This is a genomic window from Cupriavidus numazuensis (assembly GCF_905397435.1).
Classification (GTDB): Bacteria; Pseudomonadota; Gammaproteobacteria; order Burkholderiales; family Burkholderiaceae; genus Cupriavidus; species Cupriavidus numazuensis.
Map to the genome: position 1 here is coordinate 1 of NZ_CAJPVI010000098.1, position 19533 is coordinate 19533.

The following is a 19533-nucleotide window of genomic DNA, read 5'->3' on the forward strand; positions in this document are numbered from 1 at the left end:
GATCATGTTCTTCACGTAGTCGGCGTGGCCCGGGCAGTCAACGTGCGCGTAGTGGCGGTTGGCCGTTTCGTACTCGACGTGGGCGGTATTGATGGTAATACCGCGTGCCTTTTCTTCCGGCGCTGCGTCGATTTCGTCGTACTTCTTGGCGGCACCGCCGAACTTCGCTGCCAGCACCGTGGCGATCGCTGCGGTCAGCGTGGTCTTGCCGTGGTCAACGTGACCAATCGTACCAACGTTCACGTGCGGCTTAGTCCGCTCGAACTTTTCCTTTGCCATTTCTTAGCTCCTGATAGGAATGCAGTCTTGTTGTTTCATCGCGCCGCCGCACCGGCAGGCGCGGCGGCAAACTTCCAATTACTTGCCCTTGGCCGCCATCACGGCTTCGGCGATGTTCTTCGGTGCCTCAGCGTAGTGCTTGAATTCCATGGTGTACGTGGCGCGGCCTTGCGTGGCCGAGCGCAGCGACGTGGAATAACCGAACATTTCCGACAGCGGGACTTCGGCCTTGATGATCTTGCCGCCGCCAACCATGTCGTCCATGCCCTGCACGATGCCGCGGCGGGACGACAGATCGCCCATCACGGTACCCGTGTAGTCTTCCGGCGTTTCCACTTCCACGGCCATCATCGGCTCGAGCAGAACCGGGCTGGCCTTGCGCATGGCTTCCTTGAAAGCCATCGAGCCGGCCATGCGGAACGCGTTTTCGTTCGAGTCCACATCGTGGTACGAACCGAACGTCAGCGTGACCTTCACGTCCACCACCGGGAAGCCGGCCAGGATACCGGACGGCAGCGTGTCGACAATACCCTTCTCGACCGCCGGGATGTATTCGCGAGGAATCACACCGCCCTTGATGGCGTCGATGAACTCGAAGCCCTTGCCCGGCTCTTGCGGTTCCAGCGTGATCACGGCGTGACCGTACTGGCCGCGGCCGCCCGACTGCTTGACGAACTTGCCTTCGACGCCTTCGGCCGTCTTGCGAATGGTTTCGCGGTAGGCCACCTGCGGCGCGCCGATGTTGGCTTCCACGCCGAATTCGCGCTTCATGCGGTCGACCAGAATTTCGAGGTGGAGCTCGCCCATGCCCGAAATGATGGTCTGGCCCGATTCTTCATCGGTACGCACGCGGAACGACGGATCTTCAGCGGCCAGGCGGTTCAGGGCGATGCCCATCTTTTCCTGGTCAGCCTTGGTCTTCGGCTCGACAGCCTGCGAAATCACCGGCTCAGGGAAGATCATGCGCTCGAGCACGATCGGGGCAGCCGGATCGCACAGCGTGTCGCCCGTGGTGGCATCCTTCAGGCCCACCGCAGCGGCGATGTCGCCGGCCAGCACTTCCTTGATTTCTTCGCGCTGGTTGGCGTGCATCTGCAGAATACGGCCCAGACGCTCCTTCTTCTGCTTCACCGGGTTGTACACGGTGTCGCCCGAATTGATCTTGCCCGAGTAGACGCGGAAGAAGATCAGCTGACCAACGAACGGGTCGGTCATGATCTTGAACGCCAGTGCCGAGAACTTTTCGGTGTCGTCAGCCTTGCGCTCGAGCTTCTTCTCGCTGTCGTCCTCGTCCGTGCCCGTAACCGGCGGAATGTCGACCGGCGACGGCAGGAAGTCGATCACGGCGTCGAGCATACGCTGCACGCCCTTGTTCTTGAACGCGGTGCCGCACAGCATCGGCTGGATTTCGCAGGCGATGGTACGGTCACGCAGCGCCTTGACGATCTCGGCGCGGGTCAGCTCTTCGCCGCCCAGGTACTTTTCCATCAGCTCTTCGCTGGCTTCGGCGGCGGACTCGACCATCTTCTCGCGCCATTCGTCAGCGGTGGCTTGCAGTTCGGCCGGGATGTCCTGGTATTCGAACTTCACGCCCTGGCTGGCTTCGTCCCAAATGATCGCCTTCATTTCCAGCAGATCGACGACGCCCTGGAAGCCGTCTTCAGCGCCGATCGGCACCACGACGGGCACCGGGTTGGCCTTCAGGCGGGTCTTCAGCTGGTCGTAGACCTTGAAGAAGTTCGCGCCGGTACGGTCCATCTTGTTGACGAACGCCAGACGCGGCACCTTGTACTTGTTGGCCTGGCGCCAGACGGTTTCCGACTGGGGCTGCACGCCACCCACTGCACAGTAGACCATGCAGGCGCCATCCAGCACGCGCATGGAACGCTCCACCTCGATGGTGAAGTCCACGTGTCCCGGGGTGTCGATGATGTTGAAGCGGTGCTCGGGGTAGTTGCCGCCCATGCCCTTCCAGAAGGCGGTGGTCGCAGCAGACGTGATCGTGATGCCGCGCTCCTGCTCCTGCTCCATCCAGTCCATGGTGGCCGCGCCATCATGCACTTCACCGATCTTGTGGTTCACACCGGTGTAGAACAGGATCCGCTCGGTCGTGGTGGTTTTACCCGCGTCAATGTGAGCCGAAATACCGATGTTACGGTAGCGCTCAATAGGAGTCTTACGAGCCACTTTAATCCTCTATTCGTCCATGAGGCGCAGAAATCTCATGGTCTGCGCCCTTAACACAAACGGGCGAGATGTGTAAAAACACAGCCCGCCCGGCAACCAACAGTGTTTTCGCGCGCTTTAGAAGCGGAAGTGCGAGAACGCCTTGTTGGCTTCGGCCATGCGGTGTACTTCGTCGCGCTTCTTCATTGCACCGCCACGGCCTTCCGATGCTTCCAGCAGCTCACCTGCCAGGCGCAGCGCCATCGACTTCTCGCTGCGTTTTTTCGCGGCCTCACGCAGCCAGCGCATCGCCAATGCCAAACGACGCGACGGACGGACTTCGACCGGAACCTGATAGTTGGCGCCGCCCACGCGACGGCTCTTCACTTCCACCACCGGCTTCACGTTGTTGATCGCAACGGAGAACACTTCGATGGGGGCCTTGCCTGCCTTCTTTTCGATCTGGTCGAACGCGCCGTACACAATGCGTTCGGCAACCGACTTCTTGCCGTCCAGCATCAGCACGTTCATGAACTTGGCAACTTCAACGTTGCCGAACTTCGGATCAGGCAGAACATCCCGCTTGGGGACTTCACGACGACGTGGCATCTTCTTTCCTTTAGATTCAGTTGAGAGCGCGGTCAGTTGTTCCCGCTCTCCGGCCACCAACTAGCTTGCATGCGATAGACAGCAAATTCGCCGGGTGACCACTTACTCGACGGCACGGCGCACAAAAACGCTCCGTTGTACCGCCGCCTGTTGACAGCTGCATGACGAAAACCGCCTGCGGCCATCGCTTGTTGCTTGCTCTGAAAGCTTAGGCAGCCTTCGGACGCTTTGCACCGTACTTCGAACGGGCCTGCTTGCGGTCCTTCACGCCTTGCAGATCCAGCGAACCACGGACGATGTGGTAACGCACACCCGGCAGATCCTTCACACGGCCGCCGCGGATCAGCACGACCGAGTGTTCCTGCAGGTTGTGGCCTTCACCGCCGATGTACGAAATGACTTCGAAACCGTTGGTCAGGCGCACCTTGGCGACCTTACGCAGTGCCGAGTTCGGCTTCTTCGGCGTCGTGGTGTACACACGGGTGCACACGCCGCGACGCTGCGGGCAGTTCTCAAGCGCCGGGCTCTTGCTCTTGATGACTTCAGAGACGCGCGGCTTGCGAACCAGTTGGTTGATAGTTGGCATTGTTCAATCCAGCTTGGTTTTTACGAAAAACACCCCTCGCACCGGTTTGCACCAGGATGGAGAGGCAGCTACGGGTTTTGGGCGGGAGAGGTGAGCAGACGCGCTCTGAAGACGGGACTGTGCGGTAACAGCATGCCAAAGAGCGCGAGCCGGCACCCGGATCCCGCGTCTGCCGCCGCCGGACTCTCAGAAGTCATCCGGAAGGCTTGCCGGGAGCGAACCAAAGTCCACATGTCCGACGGGCGAGCGAAATCCAAAGCCAAAAACTCGAATCTGGCATGGTAGCAGCGGAATCGTATACGGTCAAGGCGTATACCCGATCGGCTTACACCCTGCTCAGGGTGTCGACGATAGCCTGCCCGTAGCGCTCGAGCTTGGACGCCCCGATACCGGGAATGCCCTCCATATCCGACAGCGACCCGGGCGCCGTGCGGGCCAGTTCGGCCAGGGTGGCATCGTGGAAGATCACATAGGCAGGCACGCCATGCTCGCGCGCGGCCTCGGTGCGCCAGCGGCGCAGCGCTTCCCAGTTGGCCAGCGTGTCGGCGTCCATGTCCGCCGTGTGGTCGGTACGCGCGCCGCGCGCGGCGCGCTCGCCAGACTTGCCCGGCTTGGAGGCCTGCCGGCGCAGGATGATCTGGCGCTCGCCCTTCAGCACTTCGCGCGCCCCCTCGCCGAGCAGCAGTGCGCCATGGCCGCCGTGGTCGATCATCAGCCATCCCTGCGCAATCAGCTGCCGGAACACGGTGTGCCATTCGTGGACCGAGCGGTCCTTGCCAATGCCGAAGGTCGAGACCTTGTCATGGCCCCACTGCTTGATCTTCTCCGACGCATTGCCACGCAGCACATCGATCAGGTGCGTGGCGCCGAAGTGCACCCGGCTCGCCTGCGCCGTACGGTAGACGCACGACAGCGCCATCTGCGCCTCGCGCGTGCCGTCCCACGTGGCAGGCGGCTCCAGGCACGTGTCGCAGTTGCCGCACGGCTCGCTGGTCTCATTGAAGTAGGCCAGGATACGCACACGCCGGCAGCCAGCCGTTTCGCACAGGCCCAGCAGCGCATCGAGCTTCGACGACGACACGCGCTTGAACGCGTCGTCGGCCTCGGACTCGTCGATCATGCGCTTCTGCTGGACCACGTCGCCAAGACCGTAGGCCATCCAGGCGTTGGCCGGCAACCCATCACGGCCGGCACGGCCGGTTTCCTGGTAGTAGCCCTCCATGCTCTTGGGCAGGTCCAGATGGGCGACGAAACGCACGTCGGGCTTGTCGATGCCCATGCCGAAAGCGATCGTCGCAACCATCACCAGGCCTTCCTCTTCGCGAAAACGCGCCTGATGGCGTTGGCGCGTGCCCGGATCCATGCCAGCGTGGTACGGCAGCGCATTGAGGCCATGGCCTTGCAGCCATTCGGCGGTGTCTTCGACCTTCTTGCGCGACAGGCAGTAGACGATGCCGCTGTCATGCGTGCCGTCAGCCGCCATGTGCTCGGCCTTGATGAAGGCGAGCAGCTGCTGGCGCGCATTGTCCTTTTCGACGATCCGGTAGCGGATATTGGGACGGTCGAAGCTCGAGATAAAAACCCGCGCATCGTCGAGCGCCAGCCGTTCGATGATCTCGTCGCGCGTCAGCGCATCGGCCGTCGCCGTCAGCGCGATGCGCGGCACATCCGGGAAACGCTCGTGCAATACCGACAGCTGGATGTACTCCGGCCGGAAATCGTGGCCCCACTGGGACACGCAGTGCGCCTCATCGATGGCGAACAGGCCGACACGGGCGCGTCCGAGGAGATCGAGGAAGCGCGGTGTCATCAACCGCTCGGGCGCGACATAGAGGATTTCGAGCCGGCCGGCCAGCAGGTCGCGTTCGACCGCCGAGGCCTCCGAGCTTGTCAGCGTCGAATTGAGCACCGACGCGCGCACGCCGGCCTCGGTCAGCGCCGCGACCTGGTCCTGCATCAGCGCGATCAGCGGCGACACGACGATGCCTACGCCCTCGCCCGCGCGCTGGCGCAGCAACGCCGGAATCTGATAGCACAGCGACTTGCCACCGCCTGTGGGCATCAGCACCAGGCAGTCGCCGCCCGTCGCGACATGGTCGATGATCTCGCCCTGGCGGCCACGGAAGGCGTGGTAACCGAAAACATCCTTGAGGATCGCGAGCGCTTGCGACATGGACAACGGAATTGCTGAAGCCGGAAAAGCCGTAACCATACCACTAAGCAAGCCGCTGACCGCCGCTAAAGGACAAACATCCGATGTTTCTCACGTCTGGCGGTGGCCACACAAAACAAGACGGCCGGCAAATGCCGACCGTCAGGGTACTTCTGGCTTAGTGTCGCCCTACATCATCCGGTGCGCGAAATGTCCGCGCTGCGCATCCGCCATCAGCGCCATGAACTGCTCGGTGCTCATATGCACCAGTTCCTGGTGGTCGCCCGCTTCGAAATAGACATCCGAGTGCGTAAGCAGGCTGTCATCGAGCCAGGTTTGCGTGCCATACGCCATTGCCACCGGAGGCAGCGCGCCGAGATCGCAGTCCCGGAACACTTCACGCACGCCATCCTCGTGCGCCAGCGACAGCTTGCGGCCCGTCTGCTCACAGATCTCCGACAGTTTCAGGTGATGGGTGGAAGGGATCACGGCAGCGACGTAGCCCTTTTCGTCTTCCAGCAGGACCGTTTTGGCCAGGCGATCGCCAGGAATATGCGCGGCGTGGGCAGTGGCCATGCTGCTGAGGCTATACGGGTGACGAACGGTGTCGAACTGGGTCTGCTTCTTGTCCAGGCAGCTCGCCAGCGTGGTAGCCATGGTCATGATTGCAACCTCCGACGCGATCATCGCGACAGTTATCCAGGGTGCTAAAACTATAGGTCAGCGGAGGGGTTGCAGATGCCCGCCGGCGGCTTTCCGACCGGTTTCTTTTTGCGGCACCGCAACGGCCCTCGGAACCGCGCATTCCCCTGTTATCGTGCGGTCACTCCGCTTCGCGGATGAAAAAAAACCCGGCTGGATCAGCCGGGTTTTCGTGCCCGCCTTGCGGCGGGGCGCTACTGCGCAGGCATTCAGGCGTTGTCGCCTTCGCCTTCGGTCGTCGCCTGCACCACGGGCGGCGGCTCGATGAAGAGCGATTGCTCTTCGTCGGCAATCGCCTGGGCGCGATCGCGCTCGGCCGCCTCGCGTGCCTTGCGGGCACGGTGGTAGGCCAGGCCGGTACCGGCCGGGATCAGACGGCCAACGATCACGTTTTCCTTCAGACCACGCAGGTCGTCGGTCTTGCCCATGATCGCGGCTTCGGTCAGCACGCGCGTGGTTTCCTGGAACGATGCCGCCGAGATGAAGCTGTCGGTCGACAGCGACGCCTTGGTAATACCAAGCAGCAGGTTCTCGTAGGTTGCCGGACGCTTGCCTTCGGCGATCACGCGGTCGTTTTCGTCGAGCAGTTCCGAGCGCTCCACCTGTTCACCCGGGATGAACTTGGTGTCGCCCACGTCTGCCACCTGCACGCGGCGCAGCATCTGACGAACAATCACTTCGATGTGCTTGTCGTTGATCTTCACGCCCTGCAGACGGTACACGTCCTGCACTTCGTCGACGATGTAGTGCGCCAGCTCTTCGATGCCCTTCAGGCGCAGGATGTCGTGCGGATCCGCCGGACCTTCCACGATCATTTCGCCCTTGTTCACCACCTGGCCGTCGTGCACCAGCACCTGCTTTTCCTTCGCGATCAGGAACTCGTGGGCATTGCCGTCCAGGTCGGTAATGACCAGGCGCTGCTTGCCCTTTGTGTCCTTGCCGAACGAGGTCGTGCCGGTAACTTCCGCCAGCACGGCGGCGTCCTTCGGCGAACGCGCTTCGAACAGCTCGGCCACTCGCGGCAGACCACCGGTAATGTCACGGGTCTTCTGCGATTCGGTCGGGATACGTGCAAGCACTTCACCCACGTGCACCTGCTGGCCGTCCTTCACGGTAATCAGCGCGCCGACCTGGAAGCCGATGGTCACGGAATGGTCCGTGCCCGGGATCTTCACTTCCTGGCCATTGGCGTCGAGCAGCTTCACCTGCGGGCGAATGCCCTTGGTGGCAGCCGTGCGGCGCTTGGCGTCGATCACCACGAGGGTCGACAGGCCGGTGACTTCGTCCATCTGCTTGGCGACGGTCACGCCCTCTTCGACGTTCTCGAACTTGGTCGTACCGGTGTACTCCGACACGATCGGACGCGTCAGCGCGTCCCACGTGGCCAGTTGCGTGCCAGCCTTGATGGCCTGGCCGTCCTGCACCAGCAGCGTGGCACCGTACGGGATCTTGTGGCGCTCGCGCTCGCGGCCGTGGTCGTCGGTGATCAGTGCCTCGCCCGAACGCGAGATCACGATCAGTTCGCCCTTGGCGTTGGTCACGTAGCGCATGGTCACCGTGAAGCGGACCGTACCGGTCGCCTTGGCTTCCACGCTCGATGCCACTGCCGCACGCGATGCCGCACCACCGATGTGGAACGTACGCATGGTCAGCTGCGTGCCCGGCTCACCGATCGACTGGGCAGCGATCACACCCACCGCCTCGCCGGAGTTCACCAGCACGCCGCGGCCGAGGTCGCGGCCATAGCACTTGCCGCACAGGCCGTAGCGCGTGTCGCACGACAGCGGCGTGCGCACCTTGACTTCATCGACGCCGAGGGCGTCGATCAGGTCGACCAGGTCTTCGTCCAGCAGCGTGCCGGTTTCGATCGCGGTTTCCTGGGTTTCAGGGTTCACCACGTCGGCCACCGTCACACGGCCCAGAATACGGTCGCGCAGGGCCTCGATCACTTCACCGCCTTCGACCAGGGCCTTCATGGCCACGCCGTTGGAGGTGCCGCAATCGTCTTCCACCACGACCAGATCCTGCGTCACGTCGACCAGACGACGGGTCAGGTAACCCGAGTTCGCGGTCTTCAGTGCCGTATCAGCCAGACCCTTACGTGCACCGTGGGTCGAGATGAAGTACTGCAGAACGTTCAGGCCTTCACGGAAGTTCGCCGTAATCGGCGTTTCAATGATCGAGCCATCCGGCTTGGCCATCAGGCCACGCATACCGGCCAGCTGGCGGATCTGCGCGGCGGAACCCCGTGCGCCCGAGTCGGCCATCATGTAGATGGAGTTGAACGACTCTTGCTTGACGGTGTTGCCGTTGCGGTCGACCACGTCTTCGTGCTGGAGCTGCTCCATCATCGCCTTGCCCACCTGGTCGCCGGCGGCGCCCCAGATGTCCACGACGTTGTTGTAACGCTCCTGGTCCGTCACCAGACCCGACATGTACTGCTTGTCGTATTCCTTCACCTTGGCCGATGCCTCGGAGATGATCTTCTCCTTGGCCGGCGGCACCAGCATGTCGTCGATCGCGATCGAGATACCGGCGCGCGTTGCCAGGCGGAAGCCCGACTGCAGCAGCTTGTCGGCGAAGATCACGGTCTCGCGCAGGCCGCACTTGCGGAACGCCGTGTTGATCAGGCGCGAGATTTCCTTCTTCTTGAGCGGCTTGTTCAGCACCGAGAACGGCAGGCCCTTCGGCAGGATCTCGGACAGGATCGCGCGGCCGACCGTGGTGGCCTGCAGCGTGATCTTGGGTGCGAAACGCGCGTCGCCTTCGGCATCCTTGTCGACCAGCTCATACTCGGTGATACGCACGTTCACGCGGGAAGCCAGTTCGACTTCCTTGTTCTCGTAAGCGCGGATCACTTCGCTGATGTCGGCAAAGGTCATGCCCTCGCCCTTGCCGTTGATCTTGTCGCGGGTCGTGTAGTACAGACCCAGCACCACGTCTTGCGACGGGACGATCGACGGGTCGCCGTTGGCCGGGAACAGCACGTTGTTGGAGGCCAGCATCAGCGTGCGGGCTTCCATCTGCGCTTCCAGCGACAGCGGGACGTGGACAGCCATCTGGTCACCGTCGAAGTCGGCATTGAACGCCGCGCAGACCAGCGGGTGCAGCTGGATGGCCTTGCCTTCGATCAGCACCGGCTCGAACGCCTGGATACCCAGGCGGTGCAGCGTCGGCGCACGGTTCAGCATCACCGGGTGCTCGCGGATCACCTCTTCGAGGATGTCCCACACCACCGGCGTCTGGCTTTCGACTTCCTTCTTCGCCGCCTTGATCGTGGTGGCGATGCCCATCGTTTCCAGCTTGTGGAAGATGAACGGCTTGAACAGCTCGAGCGCCATCAGCTTCGGCAGGCCGCACTGGTGCAGCTTGAGCGTCGGGCCCACCACGATGACCGAACGGCCCGAGTAGTCGACGCGCTTGCCCAGCAGGTTCTGACGGAAACGGCCGCCCTTGCCCTTGATCATTTCGGCCAGGGACTTCAGCGGACGCTTGTTGGCACCAGTCATCGCCTTGCCGCGACGGCCGTTGTCCAGCAGCGAGTCAACCGCTTCCTGCAGCATGCGCTTTTCGTTGCGCACGATGATCTCAGGCGCCTTCAGCTCCAGCAGGCGCTTCAGACGGTTGTTACGGTTGATGACGCGGCGATACAGGTCGTTCAGGTCCGAGGTCGCGAAGCGGCCACCATCCAGCGGCACCAGCGGGCGCAGCTCGGGCGGCAGCACCGGCAGCACTTCGAGGATCATCCACTCGGGCTTGATGCCCGAACGCTGGAAGGCCTCGAGCACCTTCAGGCGCTTGGCGAACTTCTTGATCTTGGCTTCGGAACCGGTCGCTTGCAGCTCGGCGCGGATCTGTTCGATCTGCTTCTCGATGTCGATGCCGCGCAGCAGTTCACGTATGCCCTCGGCACCCATCATGGCGACGAACTCGCCCTCGCCGTACTCGTCGCACTTCGCCAGGTAGTCGTCTTCCGACATGATCTGGCTCTTCTTGAGCGGGGTCATGCCGGGTTCGAGCACCACGAATGCTTCGAAGTACAGCACGCGCTCGATGTCGCGCAGCGTCATGTCCAGGACCATGCCCAGACGCGACGGCAGCGACTTCAGGAACCAGATGTGCGCGGTCGGCGCGGCCAGTTCGATGTGGCCCATGCGCTCGCGGCGCACCTTGGCCAGCGTCACTTCAACGCCGCACTTCTCGCAGATCACGCCACGGTGCTTCAGGCGCTTGTACTTGCCGCACAGGCACTCGTAGTCCTTGATCGGGCCAAAGATCTTGGCGCAGAACAGGCCGTCGCGTTCCGGCTTGAACGTACGGTAGTTGATCGTTTCCGGCTTCTTGACTTCACCGTACGACCACGAACGGATCTTCTCGGGCGAGGCCAGGCCGATCTTGATCGCGTCGAACTGCTCTTCCTGCTGTACCTGCTTAAAGAGATCGAGCAATGCTTTCATTGCAACTCCTTGTTTCGCCACCGGTCCGGAGTCTGTCCGGATCGATGGCATTCATTCTGTGGGAAATCCTGCGCGGGTGAGTGCCGGCCGCAGCCGGCACCCTCATCGGTTCGATCAGTAGCGATCGAGGTCGATGTCGATACCCAGCGAGCGGATTTCCTTCACCAGCACGTTGAACGATTCCGGCATGCCGGCGTCGATCGAGTGCTCGCCCTTGACGATGTTCTCGTACACCTTGGTACGGCCGTTCACGTCATCGGACTTGACCGTCAGCATTTCCTGCAGCACGTACGACGCGCCGTAGGCTTCCAGTGCCCACACTTCCATCTCACCGAAACGCTGGCCACCGAACTGCGCCTTACCACCCAGCGGCTGCTGCGTCACCAGCGAGTACGGACCGGTCGAACGTGCGTGCATCTTGTCGTCCACCAAGTGGTGCAGCTTCAGCATGTGCATCACACCCAGCGTGACCGGACGCTCGAACGCCTCACCGGTGCGGCCGTCGTGCAGCGTGACCTGTTGCTTGGAAGCGGTCAGGCCCTTTTCCTTGGCGATGTCGTCCGGGTAGGCCAGGTCCAGCATGCGGCGGATTTCGTCCTCATGCGCACCGTCGAACACCGGCGTTGCGAACGGCACGCCCTTCTTCAGGTTCGTTGCCAGTTCCAGCACTTCGGCGTCGGACAGGCTGTCCAGATCTTCGGCCTTGCCGCTCTCGTTGTAGATCTGCGCGAGCAGCGGACGCAGTTCCTGCGCCTTGGCCGAGGCCTTGAGCATGTCGCCGATGCGCTGGCCCAGACCGCGCGCGGCCCAGCCCAGGTGGGTTTCCAGAATCTGGCCCACGTTCATCCGCGACGGCACGCCCAGCGGGTTCAGCACGATGTCGGCCGGGGTACCGTCCGCCATGTACGGCATGTCTTCGATCGGAACGATCTTCGACACCACACCCTTGTTACCGTGACGACCTGCCATCTTGTCGCCAGGCTGCAGGCGGCGCTTGACGGCCAGGTACACCTTGACCATCTTGATCACGCCCGGCGGCAGTTCGTCGCCTTGCGTGAGCTTCTTGCGCTTCTCTTCGAAGGCCAGGTCGAACTCGTGGCGCTTCTGCTCGATGGCTTCCTTGACGGCTTCCAGCTGGGCAGCAACTTCCTCGTCGGCCGGACGGATGTCGAACCAGTGGTACTTGTCGATGTCCGCCAGGTATTCCTTGGTCAGCTTCGCGCCCTTGGCCAGCTTCTTCGGACCGCCGTTGACGGTCTTGTCGATGAGCAGACGCTCCAGACGCTGGAACGCGTCGCCTTCCACGATACGCAGCTGGTCGTTCAGGTCCAGGCGGTAGCGCTTCAGTTCGTCGTCGATGATCGACTGGGCGCGCTTGTCGCGCGTCACGCCTTCGCGGGTGAAGACCTGGACGTCGATCACGATGCCGCTCATGCCCGACGGCACGCGCAGCGAGGTGTCCTTCACGTCCGAAGCCTTCTCGCCGAAGATCGCGCGCAGCAGCTTCTCTTCCGGAGTCAGCTGGGTCTCGCCCTTCGGCGTGACCTTGCCCACCAGCACGTCGCCAGCTTCGACTTCGGCGCCGATGTAGGTGATGCCCGACTCGTCCAGGCGAGCCAACTGGGCTTCAGCCAGGTTCGAGATGTCGCGCGTGATTTCTTCAGGTCCGAGCTTGGTGTCGCGGGCAACGACCGACAGTTCCTCGATGTGGATCGAGGTATAGCGGTCTTCGGCCACCACGCGCTCCGAGATCAGGATCGAATCCTCGAAGTTGTAGCCGTTCCAGGGCATGAACGCGACCAGCATGTTCTGGCCGAGCGCGAGCTCGCCCAGGTCGGTCGAAGCGCCATCGGCCACGACGTCGCCGCGTGCCACGATGTCGCCGACCTTGACCATCGGTCGCTGGTTGATGTTCGTGTTCTGGTTCGAACGCGTGTACTTGATCAGGTTGTAGATGTCCACGCCGACTTCACCGGCCACGGCTTCGTCGTCGTTCACGCGGATCACGATACGCATCGCGTCGACGTAATCGACCACGCCGCCACGCATCGCCTGCACGGCAGTACCCGAGTCGACCGCAACGGTGCGCTCGATGCCGGTACCAACCAGCGGCTTGTCCGGACGCAGGCAAGGCACGGCCTGACGCTGCATGTTCGCGCCCATCAGTGCACGGTTCGCGTCATCGTGTTCCAGGAACGGCACCAGCGAAGCAGCGGCCGACACGATCTGCGACGGCGCCACGTCGATGTACTGCACGCGGTCCGGCGTAACCATACGGGTTTCACGCTCGGAACCTTCACGCGCCGACACCAGTTCGTCGGTCAGGTTGCCCTCGGCGTCGACCGTCGCGTTGGCCTGCGCCACCACGTACTTGCCTTCCTCGATCGCGGACAGGTAGTCGACCTGGTCGGTCAGCTTGCTGTTCTCGACCTTGCGGTACGGGGTTTCCAGGAAGCCGTACTCGTTGAGGCGCGCATACAGTGCCAGCGAGTTGATCAGACCAATGTTCGGACCTTCCGGCGTTTCGATCGGGCACACGCGGCCATAGTGGGTCGGGTGCACGTCGCGGACTTCAAAGCCGGCGCGCTCGCGCGTCAGACCGCCCGGGCCAAGGGCCGAAACACGGCGCTTGTGGGTGATTTCCGACAGCGGGTTGGTCTGGTCCATGAACTGCGACAGCTGCGACGAACCGAAGAACTCGCGAATCGCCGACGAGATCGGCTTCGAGTTGATCAGGTCGTGCGGCATCAGGTTCTCGGTCTCGGCCTGGCCCAGACGTTCCTTGACGGCGCGCTCCACGCGCGACAGGCCGGCGCGGAACTGGTTTTCGGCCAGTTCGCCGACGCAACGCACACGACGGTTGCCCAAGTGATCGATATCGTCGACTTCGCCCTTGCCGTTACGCAGGTTGACCAGGATCTTGATGGTCTCGAGGATGTCCTCGTCCTGCAGCACCATGCTGCCCTCGCCGCTCGGGCGCGACAGGCGGCTGTTGACCTTCATGCGGCCAACGCGCGACAGGTCGTACGACTCTTCGCTGTAGAACAGGCGCTGGAACAGCGCTTCCACGGCTTCTTCGGTCGGCGGCTCGCCCGGGCGCATCATGCGGTAGATCGCGATACGCGCAGCGGTCTGGTCGGCGGTCTCGTCCACGCGCAGCGTCTGCGACATGTACGGGCCCTGGTCCAGATCGTTGGTGTACAGCGTCTGGATCTGCTTGACGCCGGCTTCGCGCAGGTTCTCGAGGACGGTCTCGGTCAGCTCGTCGTTGGCGTTGGCGATCACCTCGCCGGTATCCGGGTCGATGATGTTCTTGGCCAGCACACGGCCCAGCAGATAGTCTTCCGGCACGCTGATCAGCTTGGTGCCAGCCGAGTCCAGGTCACGGATGTGCTTGGCGTTGATCCGCTTGTCCTTCTCGACGACCACGCGGCCGTTCTTGTCCGCAATGTCGAAGCGCGCGACTTCACCGCGCAGGCGCTCGGGCACGAACTCGAGCTGCGCGCCTTCCGACTGCAGCGTGAAGTTGTCGAACACGAAGAAGTGCGCGAGGATCTGCTCCGGCGTCAGGCCGATCGACTTCAGCAGGATCGTCACCGGCATCTTGCGGCGGCGGTCGACGCGGAAGTACAGGATGTCCTTCGGATCGAATTCGAAGTCCAGCCACGAGCCGCGGTAGGGGATGATACGTGCGGAGAACAGCAGCTTGCCCGAGCTGTGGGTCTTGCCCTTGTCGTGCTCGAAGAACACGCCCGGCGAGCGGTGCAGCTGCGACACGATGACACGCTCGGTGCCGTTGATCACGAACGAGCCGGTCGAGGTCATGAGCGGAATCTCGCCCATGTACACTTCCTGCTCCTTCACTTCCTTGACCTTGCCCGGGTTCTCGCGATCGTTGATGATCAGGCGAACCTTTGCACGCAGGGCCGAGTGGAACGTCAGGCCACGCTGCTGGCATTCCTTGACGTCGAACGGCGGGTTGGAAAGGTGATACGAGACAAACTCCATACGGGCAAGCCCGTTATGGGAGGCAATCGGGAAAATCGCGTTGAAAGCGGCCTGCAGGCCTTCGGTCTTGCGACGCGCGGTCGGCGTTTCCGCTTGCAAGAACTGGGTGTAGGATTCAATCTGGGTTGCAAGCAGGAATGGAACCTGATGAACCGTCGCGCGCTTCGCAAAGGATTTGCGAATGCGCTTCTTTTCGGTGAAGCTGTACGCCATGGGATCTCCGAATCATCGCAGGGCGGCTGGACCTGGCCACACCTGAGGTGTTCAGCGACTGGGAGGGGATTTGGCGGTTGGCCGCTACCAACCTCTGGCTGACGGTGTCCGCACGCTGCGGGCGGTGTGGTCATTGCATTGGCGCAAAGCCTGCACTCGCCCGGGGGACACCCGACCAAACTTGTCTTCTGCAGTCGGTTCAGAAGACAAACATCAGCAGCAACATGGTAGTTTGCCACTGATGTTTGGCGTCTGCTGGAACATCGGGGCTTCACCCCGCTTCAAACAACCAATACATCACATTTCGCCCGCAGCGAGTGGCCAATAAAACACACTCGCACAAGCGCAAAAAGGCTGGCGCCGGGAAATTTCCCTTTGCCAGCCCCATTTGCGTGCCGTAGCGGCACGCAAGCATTGCTTACTTGACGTCGACCTTCGCGCCGGCGTCTTCCAGCTTCTTCTTGGCGTCGGCAGCAGCAGCCTTGTCCACGCCTTCCTTGACGGCCTTCGGTGCGCCATCGACCAGGTCCTTGGCTTCCTTCAGGCCCAGACCGGTGATTTCGCGAACAGCCTTAATCACGCCAACCTTGTTGGCGCCAACTTCGGCCAGGATCACGTTGAATTCGGTCTGTTCTTCGGCAGCGGCGGCACCGCCAGCACCCGGGGCAGCAGCCACGGCCATCGCAGCAGCGGACACGCCAAACTTCTCTTCGAACGCCTTGACCAGGTCGTTCAGTTCCATCACGGACATCGCGCCAACGGCTTCCAGGATGTCGTCTTTGGTGATTGCCATTTGGATTACTCCTAAATTTGATTCGGTATCGGTATTGCGATCGGTATGCCCGATCTGTACGCAGCCTTAAGCAGCCGGGGCTTCCGCTTCCGCGGGAGCGCCTTCGCTCTTCTTGGCAGCCAGTGCAGCCAGCAGACGGGCAAAGCCCGACACCGGTGCCTGCATCACGCCAAGCAGCTGAGCAATCAGTTCATCGCGGCTCGGGATCGAGGCCAGCGCCTTGACGGCGGCAGCGTCGAGCACACGGCCGTCATACGACCCAGCGCGCAGGACCAGCTTGTCGTTGGTCTTGGCAAAGTCGTTGAGAACCTTGGCCGAGGCCACTGCATCTTCGGAAATACCGTAGATCAGCGGACCGGTCATTTGCTCTGCGAGGCCAGCAAACGGCGTACCTTCCACAGCGCGGCGGGCCAGCGTGTTCTTCAGAACGCGCAGGTAGACGCCTTGCTGGCGAGCGGTAGCACGCAGCTTGGTCAGATCGCCAACCGCAATGCCGCGATATTCGGCCACGACGATGGTCTGGGCTTTGGCGACTTGCGCCGAAACCTCAGCAACGACGGCCTTCTTATCTTCAATATTGAGTGGCACGGTTTAGCTCCAAAACGATGCTTGTCTTGCGACGCGCATCAGTCCATACGAACGGCGACCGATTGGCCCGAATCACCCGGATCGAAACCCGGCTTCCTCATTCCCTTCAGGTGCGCCATCTGCGCTGGCCGGCCGGAGTTCGTCGCCACGGGTTGCCCCATTGCGTACGCACCTTCCGATTAAGCCCACGCTCCCTGACTACAGCGGCGTGGACACCAGCGGTCTTTGATAACCAGCGGTGCCTGCCGCGACTTTCGCCTGCGGCGGGCACCACTGCCCAAAGCCTTGCTCCTTTCCTCGCGGTCCGGAGACAGTTCCCGCGCGTGGCAGGAACCTTCAATTCTTGCTGCTGACCGGAGTTATCGGGTTCCGGTCAACCGAGTGCCGTCAGCTCAGGCCGACAGCGAAGCCTGCTCGACGCGCACGCCAACGCCCATGGTGGACGACACGGCGATCTTGCGCAGGTACACGCCCTTGCTAGTAGCCGGCTTGGCCTTGACCAGAGCGTCCAGCAGCGCAGCCAGGTTGCTCTTCAGCGCGGTGTCTTCGAACGAGCGGCGGCCGATGGTGGCGTGGATGATACCGGCCTTGTCGACACGGAACTGAACCTGACCAGCCTTGGCGTTCTTCACAGCCTGGGCCACGTCCGGGGTCACGGTGCCAACCTTCGGGTTCGGCATCAGGCCGCGCGGGCCCAGGATCTGACCCAGCGTACCGACAATACGCATCGTGTCCGGCGAAGCGATCACGACGTCGAAGTTCAGGTTGCCGGCCTTGACTTGCTCAGCCAGGTCTTCCATGCCGACGATGTCAGCACCGGCGGCCTTGGCGGCCTCGGCCTTGTCGCCCTGGGCGAACACGGCCACGCGCACCGACTTGCCGGTACCGGCAGGCAGCACCACAGAACCACGGACAACCTGGTCCGACTTCTTGGCGTCGATGCCCAGTTGCACGGCCACGTCGATCGACTCGTCGAACTTCGCCGAAGCGCAGCCCTTCACCAGGCCCAGGGCCTCGTCGATCGGGTAAAACTTGGTACGCTCGATCTTTGCCTTGTTGGCAGCGACGCGCTTGGAAACCTTAGCCATTTACAGACCCTCCACGGTGATGCCCATCGAGCGAGCCGAACCGGCGATGGTACGCACAGCGGCGTCCAGATCAGCGGCGGTCAGGTCAGCGTTCTTGGCCTTGGCGATTTCTTCAGCCTGGGCGCGGGTGATCTTGCCAACCTTGTCGGTATGCGGCTTCGGCGAACCCTTGGTGATGCCGGCTGCCTTCTTGATCAGCACGGTCGCGGGCGGCGACTTCATCACGAAGGTGAAGCTCTTGTCGGCGAAGGCGGTAATCACCACCGGCACCGGCAGACCAGGCTCCATGCCTTGGGTCTGGGCGTTGAACGCCTTGCAGAACTCCATGATGTTCAGACCACGCTGACCCAGTGCGGGACCAACGGGCGGGGAGGGATTTGCCTTACCAGCCGGAATCTGCAGCTTGATAAAGCCAATGATCTTCTTGGCCATCTTTACTCCAATCCAGACCACTCCGTTTCACGGAGATGATCCTGTTGAGTCGTAACGCGCTGTCGCGGTACCGTCGGTACCACCTCGCGCTCCTCTTGGCGCAGCCGTCTGGCTGCACCCTTCGCCCGCTGCCGGCCTTGCGGCCAGGCAACCGGCAAATTCCTTACACCTTCTCGACCTGGCCGAACTCGAGCTCGACCGGTGTAGCACGCCCGAAGATCGTGACCGAGACGCGCAGGCGCGACTTCTCGTAGTTCACTTCTTCCACGTTGCCGTTGAAGTCGGTGAACGGGCCGTCCTTGACGCGCACCATTTCGCCCACCTCGAACAGCGTCTTGGGACGCGGCTTCTCGACCCCTTCCTGCATCTGGGTCATGATCTTGTCGACTTCGCGCTGCGAAATCGGGCTCGGACGGTTACGGGCACCGCCCACGAAACCGGTGACCTTGCTGGTGTTTTTCACCAGGTGCCAGGTTTCGTCGGTCATTTCCATCTCGACCAGGACATAGCCCGGGAAGAAACGACGCTCGGTGACCGACTTGTGGCCACCCTTGATTTCCACGACTTCTTCCGAGGGCACCAGGATGCGGCCGAACTTGTCCTGCATCTCGGCGCGCTCGATGCGCTCCTGCAGCGCGCGTTGCACACTCTTCTCCATGCCGGAGTAGGCGTGCACGACATACCAGCGCTTCTTCGACGAAGGCAATTCCGCGGCGGTGTTTTCCTGCTGGGCGTTATCCGTCATGCGCTACCTCTTATTTCCAGCCCAATACGAGCGAAAAAATGACCCACTCGATGAGCTTGTCTGCCGACCACAGGAACAGGGCCATGATCACGACGAAGGCGAATACCAGGCCGGTCATCTGCCCGGCTTCCTTGCGCGTCGGCCAGACGACCTTGCGAACTTCCCGGTACGATTCCTTGGCGAATCCAATGAAGTCCTTGCCAGGTGCGGACACCAGCGCCACGACTACACCCAGCGCGATACCCGCGAACAGCGCGGCGCCACGTACATAAGACGGTTGCTGTGCCAGTGCATAGAAACCGATGACGCCGGCAACCACAAGCAGCACCGCGACGCCAAGCAACCACTTGCCGCTGTTGGCGTTTACGGTTTCGACATTGGGATTGGCCATGTTTCGCAAACGAGACTAAGCCGCGTCACGATGGTTTCTCGCGACGCGGCTGATTGATTTGGCAGGGGCAGAGGGAATCGAACCCCCAACCTTCGGTTTTGGAGACCGACGCTCTGCCAGTTGAGCTATACCCCTAAAACTACTGTGGGATCAGCAATGCTGCCAATCCCTCTGGCAACGAACGCGACCGGTTGGTGCCGCGTTCGCCTGATACTACTTAGTCGAGGATCTTTGCCACGACGCCGGCGCCGACGGTACGGCCGCCTTCACGGATAGCGAAGCGCAGGCCTTCTTCCATGGCGATCGGGGCGATCAGCTTGACGG

At 62.2% G+C, this 19533-nt stretch carries 15 protein-coding genes and 1 tRNA gene; all 16 read right to left on the reverse strand.

Going from position 1 to position 19533, the window contains the following annotated elements:
• The coding region (locus KHO41_RS39090) for a GTP-binding protein (RefSeq protein ID WP_244874242.1) at nt 1-279 on the reverse strand (279 nt) is incomplete at its 3' end.
• A gap of 78 nt (nt 280-357) precedes the next feature.
• Entirely contained in the window at nt 358-2466 is a 2109-nt protein-coding gene (gene fusA / locus KHO41_RS39095) for an elongation factor G (protein WP_011299315.1), read from the reverse strand.
• Nucleotides 2467-2583: 117 nt separating this feature from the next.
• Nucleotides 2584-3054: a 30S ribosomal protein S7 gene (rpsG, locus tag KHO41_RS39100; protein ID WP_010810459.1), complete on the reverse strand. Its 471-nt coding sequence runs from the start codon at nt 3052-3054 to the stop codon at nt 2584-2586.
• A gap of 208 nt (nt 3055-3262) precedes the next feature.
• Nucleotides 3263-3640: a 30S ribosomal protein S12 gene (gene rpsL, locus KHO41_RS39105; RefSeq protein WP_006576501.1), complete on the reverse strand. Its 378-nt coding sequence runs from the start codon at nt 3638-3640 to the stop codon at nt 3263-3265.
• A 325-nt stretch (nt 3641-3965) separates the two neighbouring features.
• The gene (gene recQ / locus KHO41_RS39110) at nt 3966-5813 is read right to left on the reverse strand and encodes a DNA helicase RecQ (protein ID WP_211958572.1); all 1848 of its coding nucleotides are present in this window, start codon (nt 5811-5813) and stop codon (nt 3966-3968) included.
• Between the two features lie 168 nt (nt 5814-5981).
• A complete protein-coding gene (locus tag KHO41_RS39115; RefSeq protein WP_211958573.1) occupies nt 5982-6455 on the reverse strand; it encodes an aminoacyl-tRNA deacylase in 474 nt (157 codons plus the stop codon).
• Between the two features lie 248 nt (nt 6456-6703).
• Nucleotides 6704-10951 carry a DNA-directed RNA polymerase subunit beta' gene (gene rpoC, locus KHO41_RS39120; RefSeq protein ID WP_211958574.1) on the reverse strand — a complete coding sequence of 1416 codons (4248 nt, stop codon included), beginning with the start codon at nt 10949-10951 and terminating at the stop codon, nt 6704-6706.
• 114 nt (nt 10952-11065) lie between these two features.
• Nucleotides 11066-15172, reverse strand: a complete 4107-nt coding sequence (gene rpoB / locus KHO41_RS39125) for a DNA-directed RNA polymerase subunit beta (protein WP_211958575.1) — start codon at nt 15170-15172, stop codon at nt 11066-11068.
• A 418-nt stretch (nt 15173-15590) separates the two neighbouring features.
• Nucleotides 15591-15965, reverse strand: coding sequence for a 50S ribosomal protein L7/L12 (rplL, locus tag KHO41_RS39130; RefSeq protein WP_063242126.1), 375 nt, complete (start codon nt 15963-15965; stop codon nt 15591-15593).
• Between the two features lie 66 nt (nt 15966-16031).
• The gene (gene rplJ / locus KHO41_RS39135; RefSeq protein WP_211949830.1) at nt 16032-16553 is read right to left on the reverse strand and encodes a 50S ribosomal protein L10; all 522 of its coding nucleotides are present in this window, start codon (nt 16551-16553) and stop codon (nt 16032-16034) included.
• A 392-nt stretch (nt 16554-16945) separates the two neighbouring features.
• Complete coding sequence (gene rplA / locus KHO41_RS39140; protein ID WP_011299322.1) at nt 16946-17641, reverse strand: 50S ribosomal protein L1; 696 nt, start codon at nt 17639-17641, stop codon at nt 16946-16948.
• The gene (rplK, locus tag KHO41_RS39145) at nt 17642-18073 is read right to left on the reverse strand and encodes a 50S ribosomal protein L11 (protein ID WP_010810467.1); all 432 of its coding nucleotides are present in this window, start codon (nt 18071-18073) and stop codon (nt 17642-17644) included.
• A 163-nt stretch (nt 18074-18236) separates the two neighbouring features.
• Nucleotides 18237-18818 (reverse strand): transcription termination/antitermination protein NusG, encoded by a 582-nt coding sequence (gene nusG / locus KHO41_RS39150; protein WP_211958576.1) that lies wholly within the window; start codon nt 18816-18818, stop codon nt 18237-18239.
• Nucleotides 18819-18828: 10 nt separating this feature from the next.
• Nucleotides 18829-19209, reverse strand: coding sequence for a preprotein translocase subunit SecE (secE, locus tag KHO41_RS39155; protein WP_011299325.1), 381 nt, complete (start codon nt 19207-19209; stop codon nt 18829-18831).
• Nucleotides 19210-19268: 59 nt separating this feature from the next.
• Nucleotides 19269-19344, reverse strand: a tRNA-Trp gene (locus KHO41_RS39160).
• A gap of 82 nt (nt 19345-19426) precedes the next feature.
• Nucleotides 19427-19533 (reverse strand): EF-Tu C-terminal domain-related protein (locus KHO41_RS39165; protein ID WP_455363902.1); only part of this gene is annotated, 107 nt, incomplete at its 5' end.

Bases quoted from the DNA above. Each gene is read 5' to 3' on its own strand.
- rplL (WP_063242126.1), bottom strand. From the start codon at position 15,965: ATGGCAATCACCAAAGACGACATCCTGGAAGCCGTTGGCGCGATGTCC.
- rpsG (WP_010810459.1), bottom strand. From the start codon at position 3,054: ATGCCACGTCGTCGTGAAGTCCCCAAGCGGGATGTTCTGCCTGATCCG.
- nusG (WP_211958576.1), bottom strand. From the start codon at position 18,818: ATGACGGATAACGCCCAGCAGGAAAACACCGCCGCGGAATTGCCTTCG.
- recQ (WP_211958572.1), bottom strand. From the start codon at position 5,813: ATGTCGCAAGCGCTCGCGATCCTCAAGGATGTTTTCGGTTACCACGCC.
- secE (WP_011299325.1), bottom strand. From the start codon at position 19,209: ATGGCCAATCCCAATGTCGAAACCGTAAACGCCAACAGCGGCAAGTGG.
- rplK (WP_010810467.1), bottom strand. From the start codon at position 18,073: ATGGCCAAGAAGATCATTGGCTTTATCAAGCTGCAGATTCCGGCTGGT.
- rpsL (WP_006576501.1), bottom strand. From the start codon at position 3,640: ATGCCAACTATCAACCAACTGGTTCGCAAGCCGCGCGTCTCTGAAGTC.
- KHO41_RS39115 (WP_211958573.1), bottom strand. From the start codon at position 6,455: ATGACCATGGCTACCACGCTGGCGAGCTGCCTGGACAAGAAGCAGACC.
- rpoB (WP_211958575.1), bottom strand. From the start codon at position 15,172: ATGGCGTACAGCTTCACCGAAAAGAAGCGCATTCGCAAATCCTTTGCG.
- rpoC (WP_211958574.1), bottom strand. From the start codon at position 10,951: ATGAAAGCATTGCTCGATCTCTTTAAGCAGGTACAGCAGGAAGAGCAG.
- rplA (WP_011299322.1), bottom strand. From the start codon at position 17,641: ATGGCTAAGGTTTCCAAGCGCGTCGCTGCCAACAAGGCAAAGATCGAG.